Source organism: Pseudomonas sp. MWU12-3088 (assembly GCF_023242405.1).
GTDB classification, from domain to species: Bacteria; Pseudomonadota; Gammaproteobacteria; order Pseudomonadales; family Pseudomonadaceae; genus Aquipseudomonas; species Aquipseudomonas kribbensis.
This window is the reverse complement of record NZ_JALJEA010000011.1, coordinates 244,349-271,282: the sequence shown is the minus strand read 5'-3', so window position 1 is coordinate 271,282 and position 26,934 is coordinate 244,349. Positions and strand designations below refer to the sequence as shown.

The 26,934-nt window shown below is 61.8% G+C and carries 20 protein-coding genes and 1 pseudogene; 4 read left to right on the top strand and 17 right to left on the bottom strand.

All coding sequences use genetic code 11. From position 1 onward, the window contains the following. The 9 genes from M5B98_RS24030 to hutC all read right to left on the bottom strand — a co-directional run. A partial coding sequence (locus M5B98_RS24030) for an aromatic amino acid lyase (protein WP_248744194.1) occupies nucleotides 1-621 on the bottom strand: 621 nt, incomplete at its 3' end. Nucleotides 622-738: 117 nt separating this feature from the next. Beyond that, nucleotides 739-2,262 carry a histidine ammonia-lyase gene (gene hutH, locus M5B98_RS24025; protein WP_248744193.1) on the bottom strand — a complete coding sequence of 508 codons (1,524 nt, stop codon included), beginning with the start codon at nucleotides 2,260-2,262 and terminating at the stop codon, nucleotides 739-741. A 77-nt stretch (nucleotides 2,263-2,339) separates the two neighbouring features. Beyond that, entirely contained in the window at nucleotides 2,340-3,170 is an 831-nt protein-coding gene (locus tag M5B98_RS24020; protein WP_085711028.1) for a quaternary amine ABC transporter ATP-binding protein, read from the bottom strand. Then, nucleotides 3,167-4,018, bottom strand: a complete 852-nt coding sequence (locus M5B98_RS24015; protein ID WP_114881111.1) for an ABC transporter permease — start codon at nucleotides 4,016-4,018, stop codon at nucleotides 3,167-3,169. The genes M5B98_RS24020 and M5B98_RS24015 overlap by 4 nt, the downstream gene beginning before the upstream one ends. A gap of 83 nt (nucleotides 4,019-4,101) precedes the next feature. Next, on the bottom strand, nucleotides 4,102-5,070 hold the full coding sequence (locus M5B98_RS24010) for an ABC transporter substrate-binding protein (RefSeq protein WP_085732540.1): 969 nt from the start codon (nucleotides 5,068-5,070) through the stop codon (nucleotides 4,102-4,104). 71 nt (nucleotides 5,071-5,141) lie between these two features. Beyond that, nucleotides 5,142-6,614 (bottom strand): purine-cytosine permease family protein, encoded by a 1,473-nt coding sequence (locus M5B98_RS24005; protein WP_248744192.1) that lies wholly within the window; start codon nucleotides 6,612-6,614, stop codon nucleotides 5,142-5,144. A gap of 81 nt (nucleotides 6,615-6,695) precedes the next feature. Then, a complete protein-coding gene (gene hutU / locus M5B98_RS24000) occupies nucleotides 6,696-8,378 on the bottom strand; it encodes a urocanate hydratase (protein WP_248744191.1) in 1,683 nt (560 codons plus the stop codon). Between the two features lie 420 nt (nucleotides 8,379-8,798). After that, nucleotides 8,799-9,368 carry a HutD family protein gene (locus M5B98_RS23995; RefSeq protein ID WP_248744190.1) on the bottom strand — a complete coding sequence of 190 codons (570 nt, stop codon included), beginning with the start codon at nucleotides 9,366-9,368 and terminating at the stop codon, nucleotides 8,799-8,801. Further along, on the bottom strand, nucleotides 9,365-10,075 hold the full coding sequence (gene hutC, locus M5B98_RS23990; RefSeq protein ID WP_162803449.1) for a histidine utilization repressor: 711 nt from the start codon (nucleotides 10,073-10,075) through the stop codon (nucleotides 9,365-9,367). Before hutC ends, M5B98_RS23995 begins: the two co-directional genes overlap by 4 nt. A gap of 145 nt (nucleotides 10,076-10,220) precedes the next feature. Between hutC and M5B98_RS23985 the strand changes: the two genes are divergently transcribed. Continuing rightward, complete coding sequence (locus M5B98_RS23985; protein ID WP_248744189.1) at nucleotides 10,221-11,585, top strand: formimidoylglutamate deiminase; 1,365 nt, start codon at nucleotides 10,221-10,223, stop codon at nucleotides 11,583-11,585. A 48-nt stretch (nucleotides 11,586-11,633) separates the two neighbouring features. Here M5B98_RS23985 and M5B98_RS23980 read toward each other — a convergent pair whose 3' ends face one another. After that, nucleotides 11,634-12,203, bottom strand: coding sequence for a lipocalin family protein (locus M5B98_RS23980; RefSeq protein ID WP_085712791.1), 570 nt, complete (start codon nucleotides 12,201-12,203; stop codon nucleotides 11,634-11,636). A 31-nt stretch (nucleotides 12,204-12,234) separates the two neighbouring features. Beyond that, nucleotides 12,235-12,489: a hypothetical protein gene (locus tag M5B98_RS23975; RefSeq protein WP_007952486.1), complete on the bottom strand. Its 255-nt coding sequence runs from the start codon at nucleotides 12,487-12,489 to the stop codon at nucleotides 12,235-12,237. 282 nt (nucleotides 12,490-12,771) lie between these two features. Here M5B98_RS23975 and M5B98_RS28945 point away from each other — a divergent pair. Both M5B98_RS28945 and M5B98_RS28940 read left to right on the top strand, forming a co-directional pair. Further along, a pseudogene (locus tag M5B98_RS28945) lies at nucleotides 12,772-13,806 on the top strand (cache domain-containing protein); the annotation flags it as partial. Nucleotides 13,807-13,899: 93 nt separating this feature from the next. Continuing rightward, nucleotides 13,900-14,664: a methyl-accepting chemotaxis protein gene (locus M5B98_RS28940; RefSeq protein ID WP_371320915.1), complete on the top strand. Its 765-nt coding sequence runs from the start codon at nucleotides 13,900-13,902 to the stop codon at nucleotides 14,662-14,664. 62 nt (nucleotides 14,665-14,726) lie between these two features. On the opposite strand, the gene M5B98_RS23965 is transcribed toward M5B98_RS28940, so the two are convergent. The 5 genes from M5B98_RS23965 to M5B98_RS23945 all read right to left on the bottom strand — a co-directional run bounded on the left by M5B98_RS23965 (nucleotide 14,727) and on the right by M5B98_RS23945 (nucleotide 24,049). Next, nucleotides 14,727-15,329 carry a DUF924 family protein gene (locus M5B98_RS23965; protein WP_248744188.1) on the bottom strand — a complete coding sequence of 201 codons (603 nt, stop codon included), beginning with the start codon at nucleotides 15,327-15,329 and terminating at the stop codon, nucleotides 14,727-14,729. Nucleotides 15,330-15,332: 3 nt separating this feature from the next. Further along, complete coding sequence (locus M5B98_RS23960; RefSeq protein WP_065261556.1) at nucleotides 15,333-16,343, bottom strand: class 1 fructose-bisphosphatase; 1,011 nt, start codon at nucleotides 16,341-16,343, stop codon at nucleotides 15,333-15,335. Between the two features lie 195 nt (nucleotides 16,344-16,538). Beyond that, complete coding sequence (locus M5B98_RS23955; protein ID WP_248744187.1) at nucleotides 16,539-17,903, bottom strand: DUF3999 domain-containing protein; 1,365 nt, start codon at nucleotides 17,901-17,903, stop codon at nucleotides 16,539-16,541. Beyond that, nucleotides 17,900-21,496 carry a DUF2339 domain-containing protein gene (locus M5B98_RS23950; RefSeq protein ID WP_248744186.1) on the bottom strand — a complete coding sequence of 1,199 codons (3,597 nt, stop codon included), beginning with the start codon at nucleotides 21,494-21,496 and terminating at the stop codon, nucleotides 17,900-17,902. The genes M5B98_RS23955 and M5B98_RS23950 overlap by 4 nt, the downstream gene beginning before the upstream one ends. Nucleotides 21,497-21,598: 102 nt before the next feature. Beyond that, nucleotides 21,599-24,049: a glycogen/starch/alpha-glucan phosphorylase gene (locus M5B98_RS23945; protein WP_134825186.1), complete on the bottom strand. Its 2,451-nt coding sequence runs from the start codon at nucleotides 24,047-24,049 to the stop codon at nucleotides 21,599-21,601. A 258-nt stretch (nucleotides 24,050-24,307) separates the two neighbouring features. Between M5B98_RS23945 and M5B98_RS23940 the strand changes: the two genes are divergently transcribed. Beyond that, a complete protein-coding gene (locus M5B98_RS23940) occupies nucleotides 24,308-24,745 on the top strand; it encodes a YkgJ family cysteine cluster protein (RefSeq protein WP_007961740.1) in 438 nt (145 codons plus the stop codon). Between the two features lie 298 nt (nucleotides 24,746-25,043). On the opposite strand, the gene typA is transcribed toward M5B98_RS23940, so the two are convergent. Further along, nucleotides 25,044-26,864 (bottom strand): translational GTPase TypA, encoded by a 1,821-nt coding sequence (gene typA / locus M5B98_RS23935; RefSeq protein WP_085712784.1) that lies wholly within the window; start codon nucleotides 26,862-26,864, stop codon nucleotides 25,044-25,046. Between the last annotated feature and the right edge of the window lie 70 nt (nucleotides 26,865-26,934).

Here is a 26,934-nt window from a genome sequence, read left to right as displayed (position 1 = left end):
ACGCAGCGCAAATGCGGTGGAAACCTGAGTGCCGTTGAGCAGCGCCAGCCCCTCTTTCGCAGCCAGGGTCAGCGGCGTCAGACCGGCGACTTTCAGCGCCTCGGTCGCTTCCATCCACTCGCCCTTGTAGCGCGCCTTGCCCTCGCCCAGCAGCACCAGCGACATGTGCGCCAGCGGTGCCAGGTCGCCGGACGCACCGACCGAACCTTTCAACGGAATATGCGGGTAAACCTCGGCATTGATCAGCGCGATCAACGCATCGATCACCACGCGACGAATGCCGGAGAAACCACGGCTCAGGCTGTTGACCTTGAGCACCATGATCAGGCGCACCAGCTCATCGCTGATCGGCTGACCGACGCCGGCAGCGTGGGACAGCACCAGCGAGCGCTGGAGATTTTCCAGGTCTTCGCTGGCGATGCGGGTCGAGGCCAGCAGGCCGAAACCGGTGTTGATGCCGTAGGCGGTGCGGTTCTCGGCCAGGATCTGCTCGACGCAGGCGACGCTGGCTTCGATCTGGGCGCTGGCGCTGTTGTCGAGGGTCAGCTGGACCGGGTTCTGGTAGACATCACGCAGTTGGGCCAGGCTCAGTTGGCCGGGGATCAGGTTCAGCGCAGTCATTTAAATGCTCCTTTTGAGAGTTTGTTATGAACTACCAGTCGCTCCGGAGCATTCCGTTATCCGTCGCTTCTCGTCTTTTGGACGATCCGCGCCTTGGCACGCTGGTATGGGCAGTTGTCAGTGCAAATTCGGCAGTACGTTATGCAGCAATTCCGAGTCCTTCAACACGCTCGCGGCAGCGGCGATATCCGGCGCCAGCCAGCGGTCCTGATCGTAGGCCGGGACCTTTTCGCGCAGCAGTCGCCACGCCACATCGGTGCCGGCGCCAAAGCGCTGTTCCTTGAGAAATTCAAAGGCCTGAGCCGCCAACAGGTACTCGATGGCGAGGATCTGCGTGCAGTTTTCCAGTGCGCGGTGCAGCTTCAGCGCGGCGTTGGTGCCCATGCTCAGGTGGTCTTCCTGCAGGCCGGAAGTGACGTAGTTGTCGAGCACCGCCGGTTGTGCCAACTGGCGGTTTTCCGCGCACAGCGACGCGGCGACGTATTGCACGATCATCATCCCGGAGTTCACCCCCGGATTGGCCACCAGGAACGCCGGCAGACCGCTGACATGCGGGTTGATCAGACGGTCCAGACGCCGCTCGGCAATCGAGCCGATTTCGGCCATCGCGATCGCCAGCAAGTCCGCCGCCAGCGCCACCGATTGCCCGTGCGGGTTGGCCTGAGACATCACCCGGAAGTTGTCCGGCGTGCCCAGCAGCAACGGGTTGTCGGTGCAGCCGTTGAGTTCGGTTTCAATCTGTTTGATCGCGTGTTGCAGTTGATCGCGGGCAGCGCCGTGTACCTGTGGGATCGAGCGGATGCTCAGCGCATCCTGAGTGCGAATGCCTTTGCTCTTCGCGATCACTTCGCTGCCATCGAGCAGCGCCCGCAGATTGACGCCGACCTGTTGCATGCCCGGGTGTGGCTTGAGCGCGATGATCTCGGCGTCGAATGCGGCGATCTGGCCGCGCTGCGCTTCAAAACTCATGGCACCGACCACGTCGGCCCATTGCACCAGCCGCGTGGCATCGGCGATGGCAAGGCAGCCGAGACCGGTCATGCATGGCGTGCCGTTGACCAGGCACAAACCGTCCTTCGCGCCGAGTTGCACCGGTTGCAGGCCCTCTTCCGCCAGCGCCTGCTGAGCAGAGACAACCTGCCCTCGATAGCTGACATTGCCCACGCCCAGCAGCGCGATGCCGATGTGCGCCATGTGGGTCAGGTAACCCACCGAACCCTGGGACGGCACTTGCGGGGTGATGCCGCGATTGAGCAGCGCCAGCAGCGCTTCGACTACCTGGCGATGAATCCCGGACTTGCCGTGGCTGTAATTGCGGATCGCAGCGCACATGATTGCGCGGGTCTGCTCGTCGGCCAGTACCGGGCCGACGCCGCAGGCGTGGCTGAGCAACGTGTTGCGCGACAACTGGCTGAGTTGTTCGCCCTGCAGCGAGACGTTGGACAGACCGCCCAGCCCGGTGTTGACGCCATAGGCGCGCTCGCCGCTGGCGACGATGCGCTGGACGATGCCCTGAGCATTTTCGATGCGCGCCCAGGTCTGGGCCGACAGCTCGAGCTGCGCGCCGTGACGGGCTACCGCGACCACATCCTGCCAACGCAATGGAGCGTCGGCGATAACGATTTTTTCAGCCTGGGACATCTAAAACCTCTTTAACCTGATCGTCACGAAATGCATTCCCACGCAGACGGTTCGACACCTCGACGTGGGAACGAACCTCAAACCACCGCCGCCCGCCGCTGCACGAAGCGGTCGACATACTCGTCCGCCGGCGAATGCAGGATCTCTTTCGGCGTACCGACCTGGATCAGGCGGCCGTCCTTGAGGATCGCGATGCGGTTGCCGATGCGCACGGCCTCGTCGAGGTCGTGGGTGATGAAGACGATGGTCTTGTGCAGGGTCTTTTGCAGCTCCAGCAACTGGTCCTGCATCTCGGCGCGGATCAGCGGGTCGAGGGCGCTGAACGCCTCGTCCATCAGGATGATGTCGGTGTCCGCCGCCAGGGCGCGGGCCAGGCCGACACGCTGGCGCATGCCACCGGAGAGCTGGTGCGGGTATTTGTTTTCGTAGCCTTTGAGGCCCACGGTGTTGATCCAGTGCAGCGCGCGCTCGGCACACAGTTGCTTGCTCTCGCCGCGCACTTTCAGACCGTAGGCGACGTTGTCGAGCACGGTCTTGTGCGGCAGCAGGCCGAAGCTCTGGAACACCATGCTGATCTTGTGCCGGCGAAATTCGCGCAGGGCGTCCATGTCGTATTGCAGGATGTCCACGCCGTCCACCAGGATCGCGCCGCTGGTCGGGTCGATCAGGCGGTTGAAGTGGCGCACCAGCGTGGATTTGCCGGAGCCGGACAGGCCCATGATCACGAAGATTTCGCCGGTACCGATGCTCAGGGACAGGTCGTTGACCCCGACCACGCAACCGGTTTCGTTCAGCACCTGCTCCTTGGTCTTGCCCTGGCCGACCATGGCCAGCGCGTCCCTGGAACGGTTGCCGAAAATCTTGAAGACGTTTTTGACTTCGATCTTGCTCACGGTTGCGTTGCTCATTTGCTCACCTCATGCCGTGGCCGACCATACGCCTGGGTAATGCGGTCGATGACCACTGCGAGAATCACGATCGCCAGACCGGCTTCAAGGCCGCGTCCGACGTTGAGGGTCTGGATGCCCACCAGCACATCTTCACCCAGGCCACGGGCACCGATCATCGAGGCGATCACCACCATCGACAGGGCCATCATGGTGGTCTGGTTGATCCCGGCCATGATGCTCGGCAGGGCCAGCGGCAGTTGCACGCCGAACAGTTGCTGCCAGCGATTGGCGCCGAAAGCGTTGATGGCCTCCATCACTTCACCGTCGACCTGGCGGATGCCCAGATCGGTCAGGCGGATCAGCGGCGGCGCAGCGTAGATCACGGTGGCGAAAATCGCCGGCACCTTGCCCAGGCCGAACAGCATCAGCACCGGGATCAGGTACACGAAGCTGGGCATGGTCTGCATGATGTCGAGCAGCGGCATCAGGAACGAACGCAGGCGATTGCTGCGGGCCGAGAGGATCCCCAGCGGCACACCGATCAGAACCGAGATGACCGTGGCGACCATCATCAGCGCCAGCGTCTGCATCAGTTTGTCCCACAAGCCGACGGCGCCGACCAGGAACAGCAGACCAACGATCACGGCGGTGGTCACGAGCTTGCGCGTGGCGTGCCAGGCAACGCCCGCGACGATGGCCAGCATCAACCACCACGGTGCGGCGCGCAGCAGGCCTTCAAGGTTGACGATGGCCCACAGCAGGGTATCGGAGATATGGCGGAACACGTCACCGTAGTTGGTGACCAGTGCATCGACCCAACCGTTGACCCAGTCGGCGATGGAAAACGTAAAGCGTTCGGGAAACATAAGCGGCTCTCAATCAGAAATCTCAATCAAGCGATGACGGCAATTCTCCCGGCCAGCCTCACGGTTAGCCGGGAGGTATCGACCTACAGCGCCGCGTCGATTTTCTTGGCAGCGTCGTCGCTGACCCACGCATGCCAGACCTCAGGATGTTCCTTGAGGAAGATTTTCGCCAGTTTCGGCGACTCGATCCGCTCCTTGGTCATGCGACCCAGGTTCTGGTTCAGCAGGTCGATCGGCAGGTTGACCTTTTCCAGCACGGCCACCAGCTCCGGGGCTTCCTCGTGGAAGGTCTTGGACAGGCCGACCTTGATGGTCACGCGCTTGTCGACGCCCGGTTTCTCTTCCAGTTTGACCGCGTCGATCTGGCCCATCAGCGGGGTTGGCGACCAGTAGTAGAACAGGATCGGCTCGCCGCGCTTGTAGCTCGACAGCACCGCCGCATCCAGCGCCGGGCCGGTGCCCGGACGGAAGTTGGTGTAGCTGTTTTCCAGGCCGTAGCTTTTCAGCATTTCGCTGTTGTCCAGCTCGCAGGTCCAGCCGGCCGGGCAGTTGTAGAAGCGGCCCTTGGACGGCTCTTCGGCGTCCTTGAAAATCGCCGAGTATTTGCCCAGGTCAGCGATGTTTTTCAGGTCCGGCGCCTTGGCTTCGATCTTGCGCTTGGCATCGCCTTCGATCACGTAGCGCGGCACGTACCAGCCTTCAACCGCACCGACGACAGGCGCGCCGACTCCGACAACCTTGCCGGCCTTCTCAGCCTTGTTCCAGACCTCGCTGCGGCCGACCCACTCTTCGGCGAACACTTGAATATCGTTGCTGCTAAGGGCGTTTTCCATGGTGATGGAGTTGCCCGGCAGGCTGTCGGTCTTGCAGTCGTAACCTTTCTCCAGCACGACTTGCAGCACGTCGGTCAGCAACATCGCACTTTCCCAGTTCAGGCCGGCGAATTTCACCGGTTTGCCGGATTCGCACCAGCCGGCAGCCTGAGTTGCACCGGCACTGGCCAGCAGGCCCATGGACAGCAATGTGGTCAGCAGGGTCTTGTTCGATTTCATTGTTGTGACGCTCCTAATCATGAATTGGCTTACGGCAGTTCAAGAGGCATCCAGCCCTGTCCACGTCCAGATCAGGCCTGCGCCGCAGCGCGGCCGGTCCCGTTTGCTTCAGGTTGTACAACGCTGTTCTGCTCGACCGGCAGAATCAGGTGATCGGGCACGCTGCCGTGCCATTTCTTTGCGCACACGTAGTAAAGCGCAGCGGGCAGCACCAGACCGATGATCCACGAGATATCCACATCACCCAGTGCGGCCACCAGCGGACCGGTGTAGAACTTGGTGGAAATGAACGGCAGCTGCACCAGCACACCGAACACGTAGACGCTGATACCGAGGAGGTTCCAGCGACCATAGCGACCATTTGGGTCGGCCAGCGCCGGTACGTCATAGCGCTCGCGGGTGATGCAGTAGTAGTCCACGAGGTTGATCGCGCTCCACGGCGTGAAGAACGCCAGCAGGAACAGGATGAAAGACTTGAACGCCCCGAGGAACGAGTGCTGGCCGAGCAAGGCGATCAGGGTCGCCGCGCCGACGATCACCAGCACGAACACCAGACGCTGCATCCGGCTGACCGTCAGGTGGCCACGGAAGCCGCTGATGATGGTGGCGATGCACATGAAGCTGCCGTAGGAGTTCAGGGTGGAGATGGTCACCTTGCCGAACGCGATGCTGAAATACAGCAGCGCCGCGGTGGCACCGGTGCCACCCAGACCGACGATGTAAGCCACTTCATGGCCGGCGAACTGGCCGTTGGCCGAAGCCGCCGCGAACACGCCGAGGATCATCGCCACCTGCGCGCCGATCACCGAGCCGGCGCCGGCAGCAAAGAAGGTTTTCACCGAGGAAACCTTGCTCGGCAGGTAGCGCGAGTAGTCGGCTACGTAAGGGCCGAAGGCGATCTGCCAGGACGCCGCCAGCGACACCGCCAGCAGGAAACTGCTCCAGCTGAAGTGACGGATCTGCAGGAGTGCGCCGACGTCCACTTGACTCATCAGACGGCTGAACAGATAAACAAAAGCGATCACGCCAATGACACTGGCGATCCGGCCGATCCAGTGGATCACCCGATAGCCGAGCACCGTGACCACCACGATGACGCTGGCGAAAAGCAGGATGCCGACGGTGTCGCTGACCCCGAACAACTGGCCCAGCGCCTGACCGGACAGCACAGTGCCGGTCGCGGTGAAACCGAGGTACATCAGGCACACCAGCACGATCGGAATCGCCGCGCCATAAACCCCGAACTGCACACGGCTGGAGATCATCTGCGGCAGGCCCAGCTTCGGCCCTTGCGCCGCGTGCAGCGCCATGACGCCGCCGCCCAGCAGTTGACCGATCAACAGACCGATCAACGACCAGAACACATCACCGCCCAGCACCACGGCCAGGGCCCCGGTGACAATCGCGGTGATTTGCAGGTTGGCACCCATCCACAGGGTGAACTGACTGAATAGACGACCGTGTCTTTCCGCTTCCGGGATGTAGTCGATCGAACGCCTTTCGATCAACGGTTTGTTGCTTGCACGATCGGTGTTGCCAGCCATGATTCAACCTCTGTGGATTGTTCTGGGTTTTGTTGTTGTATTGGCTTGAACGGGAGCGAGCGCGCTCGCTCCCCCAGGTTTTTATTTGCCGGTGATCATCGGCAGGTTCAGCCCTTGCTCCTTGGCGCAGTCGATGGCGATCTGGTAACCGGCATCGGCGTGACGCATCACACCAGTGCCCGGGTCGTTGTGCAGCACGCGAGCGATGCGCTCGGCTGCTTCATCCGTACCGTCGCAGACAATCACCATGCCCGAGTGCTGCGAGAAGCCCATGCCGACGCCACCGCCGTGGTGCAACGAGACCCAGGTCGCGCCGCTCGCGGTGTTCAGCAAAGCGTTGAGCAGTGGCCAGTCGGAGACGGCATCGGAACCGTCCTGCATCGATTCGGTTTCACGGTTCGGGCTGGACACCGAGCCGGAGTCGAGGTGGTCGCGGCCAATCACGATCGGGGCCGACAGTTCGCCGCGACGGACCATTTCGTTGAACGCCAGACCGAGCTTGGCGCGCTGACCCAGGCCGACCCAGCAAATGCGTGCCGGCAGACCCTGGAAGCTGATGCGCTCGCGGGCCATGTCCAGCCAGTTGTGCAGGTGGGCGTCGTCCGGGATCAGTTCCTTGACCTTGGCGTCGGTCTTGTAGATGTCCTGCGGATCACCCGACAGCGCCGCCCAGCGGAACGGACCGATGCCACGGCAAAACAGCGGACGGATATAAGCGGGTACGAAACCCGGGAAGTCGAAGGCATTCTCGACGCCCTCTTCCTGGGCCATCTGACGGATGTTGTTGCCGTAGTCGAAGGTCGGGATGCCTTGCTTCTGGAAATCCAGCATGGCTTTGACGTGCACCGCCATCGACTGCTTGGCGGCCTTGATCACGGCCGCCGGTTCGGTCTTGGCGCGGGCGCGGTATTCGTTCCAGGTCCAGCCGGCCGGCAGGTAGCCGTTGAGCGGGTCATGGGCGCTGGTCTGGTCGGTGACCATGTCCGGACGCACGCCACGGCGGACCAGTTCCGGAAGGATTTCAGCGGCGTTGCCCAGCAGGGCGATGGAGATCGCCTTGCCTTCCTTGGTGTACTTTTCAATGCGCGCCAGCGCGTCGTCGAGGTCTTTGGCCTGCTCGTCGACGTAACGGCTTTTCAGGCGGAAATCGATGCTGACCTGCTGGCATTCAATGTTCAGCGAGCAGGCACCGGCCAATGTTGCAGCCAGCGGCTGGGCGCCACCCATGCCGCCGAGGCCGGCGGTCAGGACCCAGCGGCCCTTGAGGTTGGAGTCGTAATGCTGGCGACCGGCCTCGACGAAGGTTTCGTAGGTGCCCTGGACGATGCCCTGGCTACCGATGTAGATCCAGCTGCCGGCGGTCATCTGGCCGTACATCGCCAGGCCTTTGGCGTCGAGTTCGTTGAAGTGTTCCCAGGTCGCCCAGTGCGGCACCAGGTTGGAGTTGGCGATCAGCACGCGCGGGGCGTTGCTGTGGGTCTTGAACACGCCGACCGGCTTGCCGGACTGCACCAGCAGGGTTTCGTCGTCGTTCAGGTTGGTCAGGCTTTCGACGATCTTGTCGTAGCACTCCCAGTTACGTGCGGCACGGCCGATGCCACCGTAGACCACCAGCTCTTTCGGGTTCTCGGCCACTTCCGGGTCGAGGTTGTTCATCAGCATGCGCAGCGGCGCTTCGGTCAGCCAGCTCTTGGCGGTCAGCTTGTTGCCGCGCGATGCACGAATTTCAACGTCACGGAATTTAGTAGTTTTTGCGTCAGTCACGAAAAAGACTCCTCAGCGATCAATTCAAACCAACCCTGGCGATGGGCAAGCGGCTTGTGCGCTTCAATGCGCGACAAGCGAATCAGGGACGCTGCGGAGAATCTCGGACGACTCATACGCATACGTCTTTACTTGTACATACAAGCATATGCAATCGAGCGGCCAACTTGTTGGAGGGTTGATCAATAAAAATGCGGGGACGGCTGGAGGACGCCTGAATCAAGGGTTGTGGCGCGTATGAATTTTTTCGCGGGGTGGGTTTGAACAAGCGGAGGGCGAGTTCATGTGCGTGGTTTTGCGCCACGCTGGGGCGTTCGGTAACAAGTTGGTGCGCGTTCGGGAACGTCGGAATGAAAAAAGCCGCCGTTTTTAACAGCCCCTACAGGCGCTGTCCAAAGCGGCGGCTTTTCAAGGTTCGGATCAGCGTGCAGTCAGTTCGATCACACAGCAGCCCGCGTTGACGGCGATTTCCACCAGACCGGTGTTGCCGTCCAGTTGCAGGCAATCATGCCGGCCAAGTTGCGCAGCGCTGTCACCGACCTGCACTTGCAGCAACTCGCTGACGCTGAAAACGAGAACAGTGCCGGCGGAGCTGAAAAACCGCTGCTCGTCATCCAGCCACTGCAAACGAGCGCTGTAACGCTGCGGCGCATAGATCAGGTTGAAATCGCGGATCGCCCCGCCGAGCAGGGTGCAGGAGACCTGGCTTTCGCCGCTGAAGGCAAACGGGTCGAGGGGTAACAGCGGCCGGGTGTCGTCACCGTCTACGCACAGGGTCATGCCGTCGCCCTGCAACACCGTGATCACCCGTTGATAACCGGTAAACGTCGAGAAACCACCGGATTCGGCTATGTCAGCAATCGACAGACGCCAGCCGAAACCGTCGAGGCCGGCACCGGCGTCACGGGTGATTTCCTCGGTGCTGCCGCCGCCGTTCTTCCACGGCATGCGCGGGTAGCCTTCGGCGCGTAAAACCTTCAACTCTTTCATTTATGGAACCGACCTTCCAGACGATGACGGGAACCAGGGTGAATCAGGCGCGCAGCGGTTACCGGCTGACGGCCCGACCAGGTACGGCGACGGATCAGCAGGCACGGCTCACCTTTTTCGATCTGCAGCAGTTTGCATTCGGACGGCTCGGCGAGGATGGCTTCGACCACGTGTTCGCCTTCGGTCAGCGGCGCAACCTGGTTCAGATAGGCGTATGGCGTTTGCAGGGTGAAGTCCTGCTTGAGGTATTCCGGGGCGACCAGCGCGTTGACGAAACGGTCTTCGATCTGCACCGGAATGTCGTTTTCGTAATGCACGATCAGCGAGTGGAACACCTTCTGCCCTTCGCGCATATCCAGCGCCAGGGCGCGTTCGGAACCGGCGGCCTCTTCCTCCAGAGTGATCACCTGGCAGGTGTGGCGATGGCCACGGGAGGCGATTTCGTCGGCGATATTGTGCACTTCGAACAGCGCGGACTGGCTCTTCGGTTCGGCGACGAAGGTGCCGACGCCCTGCATGCGCACCAGCAGACCGTCGGCGGTCATCTCGCGCAGCGCGCGGTTGATGGTCATGCGGCTGAAACCCAGCTGGCTGACCAGCTCGCTTTCCGACGGCACGCGGTAATGCGGCGGCCAGTTACCACTGTCGATCTGCTGGGTGATCATCTGTTTGACGCGGGCGTACAAGGGCGCCGGACTGTCGCCCATGTTCGCGGCCAACGGAGAAACTGGAGGCGGAGTCGGCACGATGGATCCCTGTTCATTGGATAAGGTTGCTAGCTTGCCGGAGTTTACCGGGCAGGCAAACGTCTGTATATGTATATACAAATAACACACGATGGGGTGCTGAACCATGTCCGCCTTCTTTGCCGAACGCGCGCTGCTGCCTAACGGATGGGCCAACAATGTACGTCTCGAGGTCAGCGCCGATGGCGTATTGACCCGAATCCAGGCCGATTCCACCGCAGATGGCGCCGAACGGTTGAGCGGTCCGCTGCTGCCGGGCATGCCGAATCTGCACTCCCACGCGTTCCAGCGAGCGATGGCCGGGCTGGCGGAAGTGGCCGGCAATCCCAATGACAGTTTCTGGACCTGGCGCGATCTGATGTACCGGCTCGTCGGAAAAATCAGCCCGGACCAACTCGGCGTGATCGCCCGTCAGCTGTACATCGAAATGCTCAAGGCCGGTTACACCTCGGTCGCCGAATTCCATTACGTCCACCACGATCACAACGGTCAGCCGTACGCCGATCCGGCGGAGCTGGCGTTGCGTATCAGCCAGGCCGCCAGCTCCGCCGGCATCGGTCTGACACTGTTGCCGGTGCTCTACAGCCACAGCGGTTTCGGTGGCCAGACACCGAACGAAGGCCAGCGCCGCTTCATCAACAGCACCGAAAACTACCTGAAGCTGCAATCGCGCCTGCAACCGTTGCTGGCGCAGCAGAAGGCCCAGTCGCTGGGATTGTGTTTCCACTCGTTGCGCGCGGTCACGCCGCAGCAGATCAGCGAAGTGCTGGCGGCCAGCGACAAACAATGCCCGGTGCACATCCACATCGCCGAACAGCAGAAGGAAGTCGACGACTGCCTGAGCTGGAGCGGCCGCCGTCCGCTGCAATGGCTGTATGAAAACACCGAAGTCGATCAGCGCTGGTGCCTGGTCCACGCCACCCACGCCAATCCGGAAGAAGTCACGCTGATGGCCAAGAGTCGCGCCATCGCCGGCCTGTGCCTGACCACCGAGGCCAACCTCGGCGACGGGATTTTCCCGGCGGTGGATTTCCTCGCTGAGGGCGGGCGCATGGGTATCGGTTCCGACAGCCATGTGTCGTTGAGCGTGGTGGAAGAATTGCGCTGGCTGGAATACGGCCAGCGTCTGCGCGATCAGCGGCGCAACCGCTTGTATGGCGCGGATCAACCGATGGTTGGCCGCACGTTGTATGACGCCGCACTGGACGGTGGCGCTCAGGCGCTGGGCCAGCCGATTGGCGCGCTGGAGGTGGGCAAGCGCGCCGACTGGATTGTGCTCGATGGCAGCGATCCGTATCTGGCCACGGCCAGCGGCGACGGGATCCTCAACCGCTGGCTGTTTGCCGGTGGTGATCGTCAGGTGCGTGACGTGCTGGTCAACGGTCAGTGGGTCGTTCGCGACGGGCGACATGCCGGGGAAGAGGACAGCATTCACGCCTTCACCCAGGTCCTGCGAGACCTTTTGGGCTGACACAAAAAAACCTGTGGAGGGCAACCTCCACAGGTTTTTTGTTGCGCGTCAGTTGGACGTCTTGGCCATCTGCTGATCCGACGCCCGCCAGATCAAGCGCGTGGTGTCATAACCCTGCTGGCGCGCCTTGCTCAGCAGTTCCTCACGCACCACACCGTTGACGGTCGGCGTGCGGGACAACAGCCACAGGTAGCGACGGCTCGGATCGCCAACGATGGCAGTCTTGTAGTCGTCGCTGACGTACAGCACCCAGTATTGGCCCTTCGCCGAGCCCGGAATCAGCCGCGAAAACCAGGTGTCGAACTCGACCCACAATTTGTCGGTCTTGCCCGGTACCTGTGGATAAGCCGTGCCCTTGACCTCTTCCCATTGCCAGTCCTTGGTCAGGCAACGGTTGAACACGCCCAGGTTGCCGTCCGATTCGAGCGTGTAACGGGCTTCGGATTGTGCGCAGTTGCGCTGGAAATACATCGGCAGTCGCGCCAGCTCGTACCAGGTACCCTGATAACGCTTGAGATTGACGCTGTGGACTGTCTTGGGCGCCAGCGGATCTTCACCGGTGGTGGCGCAGCCGGCCAGTACCAGGCCGGCAAAAAGGACAAGCAATAACCGCTTCATTGTTTTTCTCCCGTGGGCGCGTAGCCCCGGTTTACTTCAGGCCTTGGCCGGAAAACATCAACACTTTGTCACCGGCGTACTGCACGCTGATAAAGCTGTTCTTGTCGCCCCAGGTGCAACTGGACATGCCGAGCGCACCCGAGCAGTCGGTAGGCTTGCCAAGCAGCGTCTCCACTTCGGCCTTGGCCATGCCGGCCGAGAGCTTCGAGTAGTTTTCCTGATTGACCTTGCTGCATGCGGCCAACAGCACGCAAAACGACAGAAGGGCGATAGATCGCAGCGACATGGTGTAACTCCTGGAACGGAAGGGGGATGGCCTGGCGCCAACCAGAAGCTTAGAAGAGAAAACCCCTGTCTGGTTCCCTCGACAGGTGGCTATTTATTGGCCCGCTCGTCCGGCATTCATCGGTAAATCAGACACTTTGTAGGGCTATTGAGCATTTCGTCGCCTTTAACAAAAGCGTCCTCATCTTTGTCGCGCGGCGGTCGAAATAAGAGCAGCGCAAAGCCCGAGAGTGTGGCAAATTGCCGCCCTTTCTTGACCAGCCCCTTCGCGGTAGCTCACTTAATGACCAGAAACATGAAATTCAGCCACAAGATCTTGTTGGCTGCCGCCCTCGTGGTGGCCGTAGCGTTCGCCTGTTTCATTTTGTTCAACGACTATCGACAACGCGAAGCCTTGCAAAGCAGCACCGAAGCATCAATGCAGGAACTGGGCAGCCTGACCACCAGCAACATCCAGACCTGGCTGGAAAGCCGCATCCAGTTGCTGCAATCGATGTCGCAGCAGGTTGTCGCCGACGGCAGCGCTCCGGCCAGCCTGAAGCGCATCATCGACCTGCCCGCCTACACCGGCAATTTCCAGCTCAGCTATTTCGGCGGCGCCGACGGCGTGATGTTCTCGGTCCCGGCCGGCAATCGCGCGCCGGACTACGACCCACGCGCCCGTGGCTGGTACAAGGCCGCGAACAGCGCCCAGCAGACCATCGTCACTGAACCGTACATCGCCGCGTCGTCGGGCAAACTGGTGATCACCGTCGCCACCCCGGTACAGCGCCAGGGCCAGATGATCGGCGTGGCCGGCGCCGACATCGACCTCACCAGCGTCAGTGCGATCATCAACTCGCTGAACTTCGGTGGCCACGGCCACGCGTTCATCGTCAGTGCCGACGGCAAGATCCTGATCCATCCGGACAGCAAACTGGTACTCAAGACCCTGGCCGAGGCCTATCCAAGCGGTGCGCCGAAAGTCAGCCCGGGCCTGAAAGAAGTCGAGTTCGACGGCAAGACCCAACTGATCTCCTTCACCCGCGTCAACGGCGTACCGTCGGCCGACTGGTACGTGGGCCTGGTGCTGGACAAGGACACCGCATTCTCGATGCTCAGCGAGTTCCGCACCTCGGCGCTGATCGCCATGGTGATCGCCGTCGTCATCATCATCGCCCTGCTCGGCATGCTGATCCGCGTGCTGATGCAGCCGCTGCTGACCATGGGTCGCGCCATGCATGACATCGCCGAAGGCGAAGGCGACCTGACCAAGCGTCTGGTGATCCATGGCCACGACGAATTCGGTGCGCTGGGCCTGTCGTTCAACCGTTTTGTCGAGCGTATCCACACCTCGATCCGCGAAGTGTCCTCGGCCACCGGGCAGGTCAACGAAGTCGCGCTGCGCGTGGTCGCGGCGTCCAACTCGTCGATGTTCAACTCCGACCAGCAGGCTTCGCGCACCAACAGCGTGGCCGCTGCAATCAATCAGCTCGGCGCCGCTGCCCAGGAAATCGCCCAGAACGCCGCCCTCGCCTCGCAACACTCCAGCGATGCGCGCAGCCTGGCGGTCGACGGCCAGCAGGTTGTGGATAAAACCATCCACGCGATGCAACAGTTGTCGGCGAAGATCAGCGACTCCTGCGGCAACATCGAAACCCTGAACAGCAACACCGTGAACATCGGGCAGATTCTGGAAGTGATCACCAGCATCTCCCAGCAGACCAACCTGCTGGCGCTCAACGCCGCCATCGAAGCGGCCCGTGCCGGTGAGGCCGGTCGCGGATTCGCCGTGGTCGCCGACGAAGTGCGCAACCTGGCACACCGCACCCAGGATTCGGCGCAGCAAGTGCAGAGCATGATCGAAGAACTGCAGGTCGGCGCACGTCAGGCGGTCGGCATCATGACCGAGAGCCAGCGCGAGAGCGAAAGCAGCGTTGGCATCGCCAACCAGGCCGGCGAGCGTCTGGAAAGCGTGACCCAGCGCATCGGCGAGATCGACGGCATGAACCAGTCGGTGGCGACCGCGACCGAAGAGCAGACGGCGGTGGTCGAGTCGATCAACGTCGACATCAACGAGATCAACACGCTGAACCAGGAAGGTGTGGAAAACCTGCAGGCGACGTTACGCGCTTGTGCGGATCTGGAGCAGCAGGCTGCGCGGTTGAAGCAGTTGGTGGGTAGTTTCCGGATCTAAGGCGCTCTCACTGATCTCTTCGCGGGCTTTACTGCGAAGAGGTCAGTCGTCTTGATGGTGATTCAGAAACTCGACCCCGGCTGCGAAAGAAACGCCAACTCCTCCGCCGTAGACTCCCTCCCCAACACCGCATTGCGATGCGGAAACCGCCCGAACCGCGCAATCACCCGCTGATGCCGCTCGGCATAATCCAGGTTGTCGGCAAACACCCCGCGCTCCGCCTCCGGCTGTTCAGCCACCAGTTCGATGAATCGCGAGACTGCTTCGTTCTGCACCGCGAGATTTTCGCAGTGTTCGAAGACGAGGTAGATGAAGAGGCGCTGAATCGGTTTCAACTGCCGGTCGAAATCCGCCGCAATGCCTTGGGCAACCAGTTTTTGCGCCCGCAGATCACCGGAAAAAGCCTTGGGTGTATCGCGAAAGATCATGCGCGGGAGTTGATCGAGCAGCAGCACCACCGCCAGCCAACCTTCGGGACATTGCGTCCACTCGGTCAATTCGCCGGCGAGGGCCTGATCGACAAAGACCCCGAAACGCTCACGCGCTTCGAGGTCCTGACTGTCTTTCTTGCCGAACCACAACTTGCCCTGTTGCGCCGTCACTTCAGTCGCTGACTCGGCATGACCGAACCACCAATCGAGCAACGGCTGCCAGGGCGCGGTCATGGTTTATTCCTTGTGGTAAGCCGTGGCGCGGGCGACTTCTTCTTTCGAGCCGAGGAACACCGCTACGCGCTGGTGCAGGCCTTCAGGCTGGATGTCGAGGATGCGCTGGTGACCGTCGGTGGAAGCGCCGCCTGCCTGTTCCACCAGGAACGACATCGGGTTGGCTTCGTACATCAGGCGCAGTTTGCCTGGCTTGGACGGCTCGCGGCTGTCGCGCGGGTACATGAACAGACCGCCACGGGTCAGGATGCGGTGCACGTCGGCAACCATCGCCGCGACCCAGCGCATGTTGTAGTTCTTCTTCAGCGGGCCTTCTTCACCGGCCAGCAGTTCCGAAACGTAGCGCTGTACCGGAGCTTCCCAGTGACGCTGGTTGGACATGTTGATGGCGAATTCCTGGGTGCTTTCAGGAATGGTGATGTCTTCGTGGGTCAAGACGAAGCTGCCCATTTCGCGGTCCAGGGTGAAACCCTTCACGCCGTTGCCCAGGGTCAGGATCAACATGGTTTGCGGACCGTAGATCGCGTAACCGGCCGCGACCTGCTGGGTACCTGGCTGCAGGAAGGCCTTTTCGTTCAGGGCTTCGTTCTGGCTCAGGTATTCGTTCGGGCAACGCAGCACGGAGAAGATGGTGCCGACCGGGGCGTTGATGTCGATGTTCGACGAACCGTCCAGCGGGTCGAATACCAGCAGGTAGGCGCCTTTCGGGTATTTGCCCGGGATCTGGTAGGCGTTGTCCATTTCTTCGGACGCCATGCCGGCCAGGTGACCGCCCCACTCGTTGGCTTCGAGAAGGATTTCGTTCGACAGCACGTCGAGTTTCTTCTGCACTTCGCCTTGCACGTTTTCCGTGCCCATGCTGCCCAGAACACCGCCCAGGGCGCCTTTGGACACGGCGTGGCTGATCTCTTTGCAGGCACGCGCCACCACTTCGATCAGGAAGCGCAGATCGGCAGGAGTGTTGTTGCTGCGGGTCTGCTCAATCAAATAGCGACTCAGGGTAACGCGGGACATGGACGGCTCCGGTGGAATGGGGGGCTGAAAACCCGCGCAGTTTACAGGGAGTCTGAAACCGTAGCGAGCAATGACGCCCGCTAACGTGCGTCGGGTGCAATTCCTGCTATCAGACGTGATGAATCCGGGAGAGTTCAGGCATCGGATTCAGCGTAGTTGGAAACCCGACGGATGTGGAGGCCACACCCGTCTTATTCAGGACTTCGCCGGTGGCTTGCGCAGCAGACTGAAGGCCATCGCAGCCAGAAACAGCACACTCAACAGTAATACCGCCCACAATCCGATTTTCTTCCAGTTGGTCTCGGCGACAGCTGCTGTCGTCGCCGTCGTTGTCTGCGTCGCGACTGCATCACCCTGCACCGTGGCCTTGCCCAGCGTGGCCAGTTTCTCCGGTTTGAAATCGGGGATCAGCGTGGTCAGCGGCAGGTTTGCCGTTCTCACCGTCGGATTGCCCAGCGCCAGGCTGTAAGGCCCGTCACCCCGGGCAAGGAAGATCACTTGAGTGGCGCGCACCGCGTACTTGATGCTCGGCGCCTGCTCGCCGAGGCCGCCACCGCGTTCGTCGACGGTCAGCTTCAACTGCTGCACGGTCTGGCCGTAGAGCTGCAATTCGTTCTGCACCACGTCCTGGCCGTTCTGGGTCAGGCGATAGAGCAAGCCGCTGCTCAACGGCTGCCACGGCAGACTGGTTTCGCGGCGTCCCGAGAGCGTCACCGGCGCCAGGCTGTTGGGCTGTTTCAATTCGATCTGGACCCGCTCGACATTCAGCCCCATCGGCAACTGCCAGGTGTATTCCCCGGCCTTGGTGCTGCTGCCGGCCAGCGCTGGCGACCAGACCAGCGGCAACGGCAGGTTTTGCGGGTCGCTGCTTTTCAGTTGCGCTGAGGTCAGGGTCGGGGCCGCATTGGGCGAATCCCACAGCAGGCGCAGGTAACGCGCCGATTGCCCCGGCAGCGCGACTTCATGCTGTTCGATGCGCTCATCGGAAAAAGTCAGGCGCGCGACCTGGCCTTCACCCCACGGTTGCCAGTGCTGCAGGTCGTCGCTGGCCTCGATGCTGAAACGCTGGAAGCCGTCGCGCTCGCTGGTCCAGTCGAGGATCAGTTGCTGCAAGGGTGCCTTGATCGCGCTGGCATCCAGCAGCCAGCCGCGCAGCACTTCCTCGCCCGCTTCCAGCTGGCTGGAGGGCTGCACTTCCACCAGCGTGCCGGTGGTGGTCGACTGGACGCGCACGCTCGGCGCGCGTTCGGTGGCATCCGCCGAGTTGTACAGCGGGAACCACTTCACCGTGTTCATGTGGCCGTCATCGCGGGTTTGCGCCGATTCCCGGGCCAGCGCATAGGCCTGCGGCTCACCGGCGGCGTTGAACACCCGCAGATCGCTGAGATCGGTCTGGCGGGCCTGCAATTGCACGCTCAGCGGCAGTTCGAGGCGATACCACGGGCCTGCGCCGCTGACCGACAACGGCACCTGCGCGGCAAAGTCCGCCGGTTTTTCCTGGGCGCCGGCCGTCATGGCCACGCCCAGCAACAGCCACCCGAGATTAAGCTTGCGACTCAAGACGACACTCCTTCGGTTTCCGGGGCCGGTTTGTCCGCCGCCGGTGCAGCTTCGACGCGTTTGGGCGGCAGCGGCGCGAAGTAGCCCACCACCAGCAGCAACACGCCGACGCCGATAAACGAGACGATCCGCGCCAGCCCGCCACGGTTGCTCAATTCGACAAAAATCAGTTTGGCCACCACCAGCGCAATCAGCGCCGCACCGATCAGCCACACTTCGCGGCGATGGCGCAGATGCCCGCCGATCATCAGCCCGAGCGCCATCAGCGTCCAGACGATGGACAACCCGGCCTGCACCAGCATCGATTCGAGCAACAGGTCCAGCTCGAACGGAATCCCCGCCCAATGGTGCGCCGCCCGGGTCACCAGCGCGGTGCACAAGGCGAACAGCGAAACACCGGCGATCAGTTGCAAAGCGTGAGCGGCGTAATCCTTGCGGATCGACAGCTCGGTGACCGCACTGCGCGACCAGACATAGACGCTGAACAACGCGATCAACAGGCCCAGCTCCAGCGGGTTGATCAGCGGCACGTAAGGCAGCGGTTCGGCGTTGCCGTCGCTCACGCCGTTCGCCAGCCAGAACCAGGCAAGCATCAACACTGCCAGCGGCGCCGCCGCGTACAAGCGGTACTCACGAGGGAACGCTGCCACCGGCCACGGCCAGTTGCGCGGCGCGGCCATCAGCAACAGATACACGCTCGGCAGAATCGCCCAGCCCAGCCAGCGCCAGGCGTTGTATTGCTCGGACAACAGCAGCAGGCCGTAGCGCAACTCCAGCGCCAGCACGCCGATCAGCAGCCAGCAACCGAGCACATGCGCGGTGCTCAAGGCCCGCGCCGGCAGCATCGGCGCCAGACGCCGCAGGCTGAAGAAATGCACCGCGAACACTGCTGCCCACGCCAGCCAGCCGAAGTTGGCCGCCGGGTGATAACGCGAGTGCCACGCAGCGAGCAACACCAGTCCGGCCGCCGGAATCAGCAGGGTGCAAAGCAACCCGAGCGACGGCCATTTCAGGCGCAATGCCAACAGCGTCCACAATGCGACACTCAACGCGGCGACCAGCAGCAACAGCGTTGCCTGCAGATTCAGCGGCGCAAACCGCAACACCTCGCTGACCCACGCCAGCGCCCACCAACCGGCACCCCACACCAGCAGCACTTCGGACAACCGCTGCAAACTCAGCACATCGAATGCCGAAGCGTGATTACCCAATTGCAGGCGCCACGCACCGATCATCGCCGCCAGCCCCAGCACCAGTGGCGTCCAGAATCCGCCATGGGCCAGCGGCCGCAGACCTTCGCTGGACAACGGCCCGAGCAACTCGGGACCGGCCAGCAAAAACGCCGCGCCGCCGATCAGTTGCAACAACAGACCAAAGACAAAACTCACGCGCTGCTTGAGGTACAGACTGAGCCAGATGATCAGCAAGCCACTGGCCGCCCACACCGCACTTGCGGTCTGCCACGGCAGCACGAACAACACCGCCAGATTGATCAGCACCAGCCCTGCCAGCAGCACCACCGACAAACCGCGCAACAGACGAACATCGCTGCGCACCATCTCGTCGCGTGCCGCCAGCAGCATGCCGGCGATCAGCGCCAGACCGATCAGCGAGGCACTGAGCAAACCGCTCCAGCCAGCGCTGAACACGGCTGCCGAATCCTCACCCGCCCCTTGCAGGCGCAGCAGGAACAGCGCACCGCCCAGCAGTTGCACGGCAAACGCGGTGAACAGGAACGTGCGCGATTGCAGGCGCAAGCCGACGAACAAGGTCACCAGACCGGCCAGGGCCCAACTGATTGCCGTGAACTGGACGAAGAAAAACAGCGGCGCCAGCAGATAGAGAAAGCCCAGGCCCAGACTGGCCATCACCGGCAAGCTCTCTCGCTCCCAAGCTGAAGTCTGGTCCGGCAACGCCTTGCGCAATTGATAGAAACTGAACAACAGCGCCAACCCGAGCATCAACGCCCCCAGCGGTGCACCGTCGAGCAGACTGGCTTCGCCAGCGCGCAAGTGGCTGGTAAACGCCAGCGCCGAACCCAGTTGCAGCAGCATCGCAAACGCCCGGGCCAACGGGCGATGTTGACGCAGACCCAGCCAGAAAATCCCCGCGCCCTCCACCGCCCAGGCCGCAGAAGTCCAGCGCGCATCCAGCCCCAATGGAATCGCCAGGCTGGCGAAAATCACCCCGAGCGCCAGGCAGGTCTCGCCCAGCAACAAAGCGCGACCGCCCATCAGCACCCGGGCGAGGGCCATGTAAATCATGCCCAGTGCCAGTGCACTGAACGCGGCGGCAAATTCCAGATGCTGGATAAGCGCAAATTGCAGGCCGAAACCCACCAGCGGCGGCCCGAACAGCATGGTGCCGTCGACGTAGTCGCCCTTGCGCGCCGACCAATTCAGCAGCGCCTCGCGATCGCCTTCCGCCGGGGCGTCCGGCATGTCCAGCAGCTTGCGACGGGCGAACAGCAGGCCGATGGCCAGATACATCAAGAAGAACAGAATCAGGAACGGCTCGGTGCTCCACAGCAATTCCGGTGCATACGAACGCAGGCCCCAGGCGAAACCGATGCCGAAGGTGCCGGCGAAACCGATCAGGTTGAGCAGGCGCCAGGCCTTGAACCAAGCAATGGCCAGAATGCCGGCGTTGAGCAACGCGAAATAGCTGAACAGCGCGACATGGTTGCCGGCGCCGGTGGAGGTCAGGATCGGCGCGGCAAACCCGCCAAGCGCAGCAACGCAGGCCAGGGCCAGGGAATCCTGGGTGATGGCCAGAATGGCCGAGAACACCGTCACGGCCACCAGCAATCCCAGCGCAGCGGACGGATCGAGCAGCGGATGCAGGCGCATCGCCGCAAACACCGTCAGGTACAACACTGCGATCCCGGTGCCCTGCAGCATCAAGGCGTAGCTCGTGTTGCGATGGCGCAACCACCAGCCCAGCGCCAGCAATCCCAACGCCGCTGCCGCGACCCCGGCATAACGCATTTCGATCGGCACCACCATGCCTTCGGTGGCGTAGCGCAGCAGGAAGGCCAGGCCGAAGAACAACAGCACCACGCCGACCCGCAGCACGGTGTTGCCACCGAACAGCCAGTTGCGCGCAGCACTGATGCCGCGCTCGATGAGGTTCGGGCCTCGGGGTTCGGCAGGTTGCTGTGGTTCGGGAGAGTCGGGGGTTACGGCGTCGAGCTGCCAGACATCCGCCGGCAAAGGTTGACTGGTTTCGCTGGCCACAGCGGAGATCGGTTCAAGTTCGGGCGGCAGTTCCCAGACCAGCTCGGGGGCATTGACGGGGGCTTCTTCGGCAACCCGGACCGGCTCGACAGCGGCTTCGGTAGTCGGCTCGACACTGGGCGGCGTGGTACGCACACCGGCGCCTTCGAGCAGAAACAGCCGCTGCTCGACAGCCTGCAAGGCGACTTTCGCCTGTTCAAGTTGAGTCTTGTGCTCGGCACTCTGCGAGCCGAGCCGGGCGATCCGGATCGTCTGGCCAATCACCAGGCCCAGTAGCGCCCCCAACAGCGCGCTACTGAACGACTCGTCGAGCAGCCAACCGAGCACCAGCCCGATCAACATGAACATCCATTGCATGGTCGATATCCCTGAGCAGCCCCGGAACGGGGCGAAATCAGGGCTCAGTATATCGGCCCGGCCCAACAAGCGTGGGGCCGGGCGCACATTTGTCGCTAAAAGTTACTCCAGTGCCTTCCAGATATCCGTGGCGTACTCGCGAATCGTCCGGTCCGAAGAGAACCAACCCATCCGCGCGGTGTTCAACACCGCCGAACGCCACCAGTTGTTGGAATCGTGCCAGAGCGCATCGACGCGCATCTGCGCTTCCCAGTACGAGTCAAAGTCGGCGCAAACCAGGAAGCGGTCGTAGTCCACCAGCGAATCGATCAGCCCGGTATAGCGCGAGGTGTCGTCCGGCGAGAACACGCCGCTGCGGATCGCCTGCAACACGTCGTTAAGACGATGGGACGCCGCAATGTCCGGCACCGCGCTGAACTCGTGGTTCTGCTTGCGCGCTTCGACCTGCTGGGCGCTCAGGCCGAAGATGAACATGTGCTCGGCGCCGATGCGCTCGCACATTTCCACGTTGGCACCGTCGAGGGTGCCGATGGTCAGCGCGCCGTTGAGGCCGAACTTCATGTTGCTGGTGCCCGACGCCTCGAAACCGGCGGTGGATATCTGCTCGGACAAATCCGCCGCCGGGATGATGCTCTCCGCCAGACTGACGTTGTAGTTGGGCAGGAACACCACCTTCAGCAACCCGCGCACGGTCGGGTCGTTGTTCACCACCCGGGCGATATCGTTGGTCAGTTTGATGATCAGCTTGGCCTGGTGATAACTGGCCGCAGCCTTGCCGGCGAAGATCTTCACTCGCGGCACCCAGTCGGTTTCCGGCTGGGCGCGAATCGCCTGATACAGCGCCACGGTGTGCATCAGGTTGAGCAGTTGACGTTTGTACTCATGGATCCTTTTGACCTGCACGTCGAACATCGCCGCCGGGTTGACCGCGATCCCCAGCCGCTCGTGGATCAGGTAGGCGAGCGCCTTTTTGCTGTGCAGCCGCTGCTCGGCGAAGGCCTTGCGGAAGGCCGCTTTTTCGGCGAACGGTTCAAGGTCCAGCAGGCGCTCTTCGGGGTTGTCCAGCACATCCGGCCCGAGAGCATCGACCAGCATCGAGGTCAGTTCGGAGTTGGCCTGGTACAGCCAGCGGCGGAAGGTGATGCCGTTGGTCTTGTTGTTGATCCGCTCCGGATAGAGCTTGTGCAGTTCAGCGAACACGGTCTTGCGCATCAGTTGCGTGTGCAGGCCCGATACGCCGTTGACGCTGTGGGAGCCGAGGAACGCGAGATTGCCCATGCGCACCCGGCGGCCGTTGTCCTCTTCGATCAGCGACACCGCGCGCAGCACGTCGAAATCGTGGATGCCCTTGGCCCGCAGCGAATCGATGTGCTGGGCGTTGATCAGGTAGATGATCTGCATGTGCCGCGGCAGCATGCGTTCCATCAGGCCCACCGGCCAGGTCTCCAGTGCTTCGGGCAGCAGCGTGTGGTTGGTGTACGAGAGCGTATCGACGGTGACTTGCCACGCTGCATCCCAGGCCACGTCGTAGACATCCACCAGGAGACGCATCAGTTCGGCGACGGCGATCGAGGGGTGCGTATCGTTGAGCTGGATTGATGCGTGATCGCCCAGGGTCAGCACCGAGGTGTGCATGTTGCGATGGCGGCGCAGCAGATCCTGAAGGGACGCTGCGACGAAGAAGTATTCCTGACGCAGGCGCAGTTCCTGCCCGGCTTCGGTGCTGTCCGCCGGATACAGAACGCGGGAGATACTTTCGGCCCGGGCCACTTCGGCCACAGCGCCGAGGTGATCACCGGCGTTGAAGCGCTCCAGATGCAAGTCCTCCATCGCCCGGGCGCGCCACAGACGCAAGGTATTGACGCTCGCCCCGCGCCAGCCGACCACCGGAGTGTCGTAGGCAATCGCCCGCACGGTTTCCGCCGGGTGCCAGACCTGTTTGCTCTTGCCGCTGACATCGGTGACGGTTTCGACGCTGCCACCGAAGCCGATGCTGTAGACGACCTCCGGCCGCTCGAACTCCCACGGGTTGCCGAAATCCAGCCAGTGCTCGGTCTGCTCCTGCTGCCAGCCATCGACGATGGCCTGGCGAAACAGCCCGTGCTCATAACGAATGCCATAGCCGTGACCGGCGATGCCGAGGGTCGACATGCTTTCCATGAAGCACGCCGCCAGCCGTCCGAGGCCACCGTTGCCCAGCGCTGCGTCGGGCTCCAGCAGGCGGATGCGCTCCAGATCCACACCCAGTTCGGTCAGCGCCTCACGGGCGACGTCGAGCAGACCGAGGTTGCTCAGGCTGTCGTACAGCAAACGGCCGATGAGAAATTCCAGCGAGAGGTAATACACCCGCTTCTGACCTTTGCGGTAGATCTGCCGGGTGTGGTCCATCCAGTGCTCGACCATGTGGTCCCGGGCCGCCAGAGCGATGGCTTCGAACCAGTCATGGTCGAAGGCGTGATCCGGGTCTTTGCCTACCGCGTAGGTGAGTTTGGTCAGGACGGCGTCGCGGAATGCGGCCACCTCTGCTTCGCGAACTAGTGGTTCTTGAGTCATCGATAGGACCTCGAGCGAGCGGGGAATTGTCAGAGCCTAGACGGTCTGACCGACGGTGGGGGCTCTGGTTCGGCAGTTTTTCCTGAGAGTGCGGGATCGTTCGGCAATACCTTGGCGAATGCCTGAATGAATGCAGGGGCCGTGCCGAATTGTCGGCCCCGGTGATGACAGAAAGAAAAAATCTGGCGAAAGGTTGTTCAAAAATCCACCAGTCCCGGTATGATCGCGCGCCCTGACGCACACGCCTGGTAAACCCCGATGATGAAGCCCAACCTGATCGCCGCAGCCGAGATCGACCGTCTCGATACCTGGGCCAAATATTCGGCCCCGATGTGCGGCTCGTGCGTTTCCAGCTGCTGCACGCTGCCGGTCGAGGTCAAGATCAAGGATCTGGTGCGCATCGGCGTGGTCGACGAGTTCGAACTGGGCGACCCGCCGAAGAACATCGCCAAGCGCCTGCAAAAGGAAGGTCTGGTGGAGCGCTTCAACCAGAAGTCGGGGATCTTTACCCTCCAGCGCATGAGTAACAACGATTGCTACTACCTGGATCGCAAGAGCCGGTTGTGCACCATTTATGACAAGCGCCCGGACACCTGCCGCAACCACCCGAAGATCGGCCCGCGCCCGGGATATTGCGCGTACAAGCCGAAGGAAGTGGAGCGGGTGCAGAATTCGCGGTCGATCGAGAAGTTCTGATCCTTCCAGATATCTGCATCAGACTTTAGATCCAACCCTCACCCCAGCCCTCTCCCCGAGGGAGAGGGAGCTAACCGAGGTGTCTTGCGCTATCCATCGACCTGAAAGAACGAGTCGATTATGGATTCGGCACAGCCAGATCAGGTCGGCGTATTTCTTGAGCATCCCCCATTCGGTTCCCTCTCCCTCGGGGAGAGGGCTAGGGTGAGGGGGCTCTTGAGGTTCACCACGCTTCCCCAGACAAACAAAAACGCCCCCGGTCTCTCGACCGGGGGCGTTTTTTCAAGCCTGGGCTAAATTACGCCTTGGCTTTCTTGGCAGCGCGGGTACGCTCGCTTTCGTCCAGGATCTTCTTGCGAAGACGGATGGACTTAGGAGTAACTTCGCACAGCTCGTCTTCCTGGATGTATTCCAGAGCCTGTTCCAGGGTGAAGCGAACAGGTGGTACCAGAGCGATGGTTTCGTCTTTACCCGAAGCACGCATGTTGTCGAGCTTCTTGCCTTTGGTTGGGTTTACACCCAGGTCGTTGTCGCGGGAGTTCTGACCAACGATCTGACCGTTGTAGATCTCCTGGCCGTGTTCTACGAACAGCTTGCCACGAGCCTGCAGGGTTTCCAGGGAGTAGGTCAGTGCCTTGCCGGTTTCAACCGAAACCAGAACGCCGTTCTGACGGCCGGACATGTGGCCCGACTTCACTGGAGCGTAACGATCGAAGATCGAGGTCAGGATGCCAGCACCGTTGGTCAGGGTCAGGAACTGGTTACGGAAACCGATCAGACCGCGAGCAGGGATGTTGTATTCCAGACGAACACGGCCCTTGCCATCCGGCACCATGTTGCTCAGGTCGCCTTTACGCAGACCCATCTCTTCCATGACCTTGCCCTGCGATTCTTCAGGGATGTCGATGGTCACGTTTTCGAACGGTTCCTGCTTCACGCCGTCAACTTCACGGATGATCACTTCAGGACGGCCCAGGGCCAGCTCGAAGCCTTCGCGACGCATGGTTTCGATCAGTACCGACAGGTGCAGCTCACCACGGCCGGATACCTTGAACTTGTCAGCCGAGTCGCCTTCTTCAACGCGCAGTGCAACGTTGTACAGCAGCTCTTTGTCCAGACGATCCTTGATGTTACGGGAGGTCACGAACTTGCCTTCTTTACCGCAGAATGGCGAGTCGTTTACCTGGAAGGTCATGGAAACGGTTGGCTCGTCAACGGTCAGAGGCTTCATCGCCTCGACAGTGTTGATGTCGCACAGGGTGTCGGAGATGAACAGCTCGTCGAAACCGCTGATGCAGACGATGTCGCCGGCCGCTGCTTCTTCAACGTCAACGCGGTGCAGACCGTGATGACCCATCAGCTTCAGGATACGACCGTTGCGGCGCTTGCCGTTGGCGTCGATAGCCACAACCGGAGTGTTCGGCTTGACGCGACCACGAGCGATACGGCCAACACCGATAACACCCAGAAAGCTGTTGTAGTCCAGAGCGGAGATCTGCATCTGGAACGGACCGTCACGGTCTACAGCCGGAGCTGGAACGTGGTCGACAACCGCTTGGTACAGCGCGGTCATGTCTTCGCCCATGGCGGTGTGGTCCAGACCGGCGATGCCGTTCAGGGCCGAAGCGTAAACAACCTGGAAGTCCAGTTGTTCTTCGGTTGCGCCCAGGTTGTCGAACAGATCGAAGATCTGGTCCAGAACCCAGTCAGGACGCGCGCCCGGACGGTCAACCTTGTTGATCACCACGATCGGACGCAGGCCGGCTTCGAAAGCCTTCTTGGTCACGAAACGGGTTTGCGGCATAGGGCCGTCTTGAGCGTCGACCAGCAGCAGCACGGAGTCAACCATGGACATTACGCGTTCAACTTCGCCGCCGAAGTCGGCGTGGCCCGGGGTGTCCACGATGTTGATGTGGTAGCCGTTCCAGTTGATGGCGGTGTTTTTCGCCAGAATGGTAATGCCGCGCTCTTTTTCCTGGTCGTTGGAGTCCATCACGCGCTCGTCGTTGAGCTCGTTGCGCTCCAGGGTGCCGGATTGACGCAGGAGTTTGTCTACCAGGGTGGTCTTACCATGGTCAACGTGGGCAATGATGGCGATGTTGCGTAGATTTTCGATCACTTGTGTATCTCGATCAGAGGATTCGGTTTGCTGACAAGTCTTGGCAGCGATTAGCAGTAGTGTCCGGCAT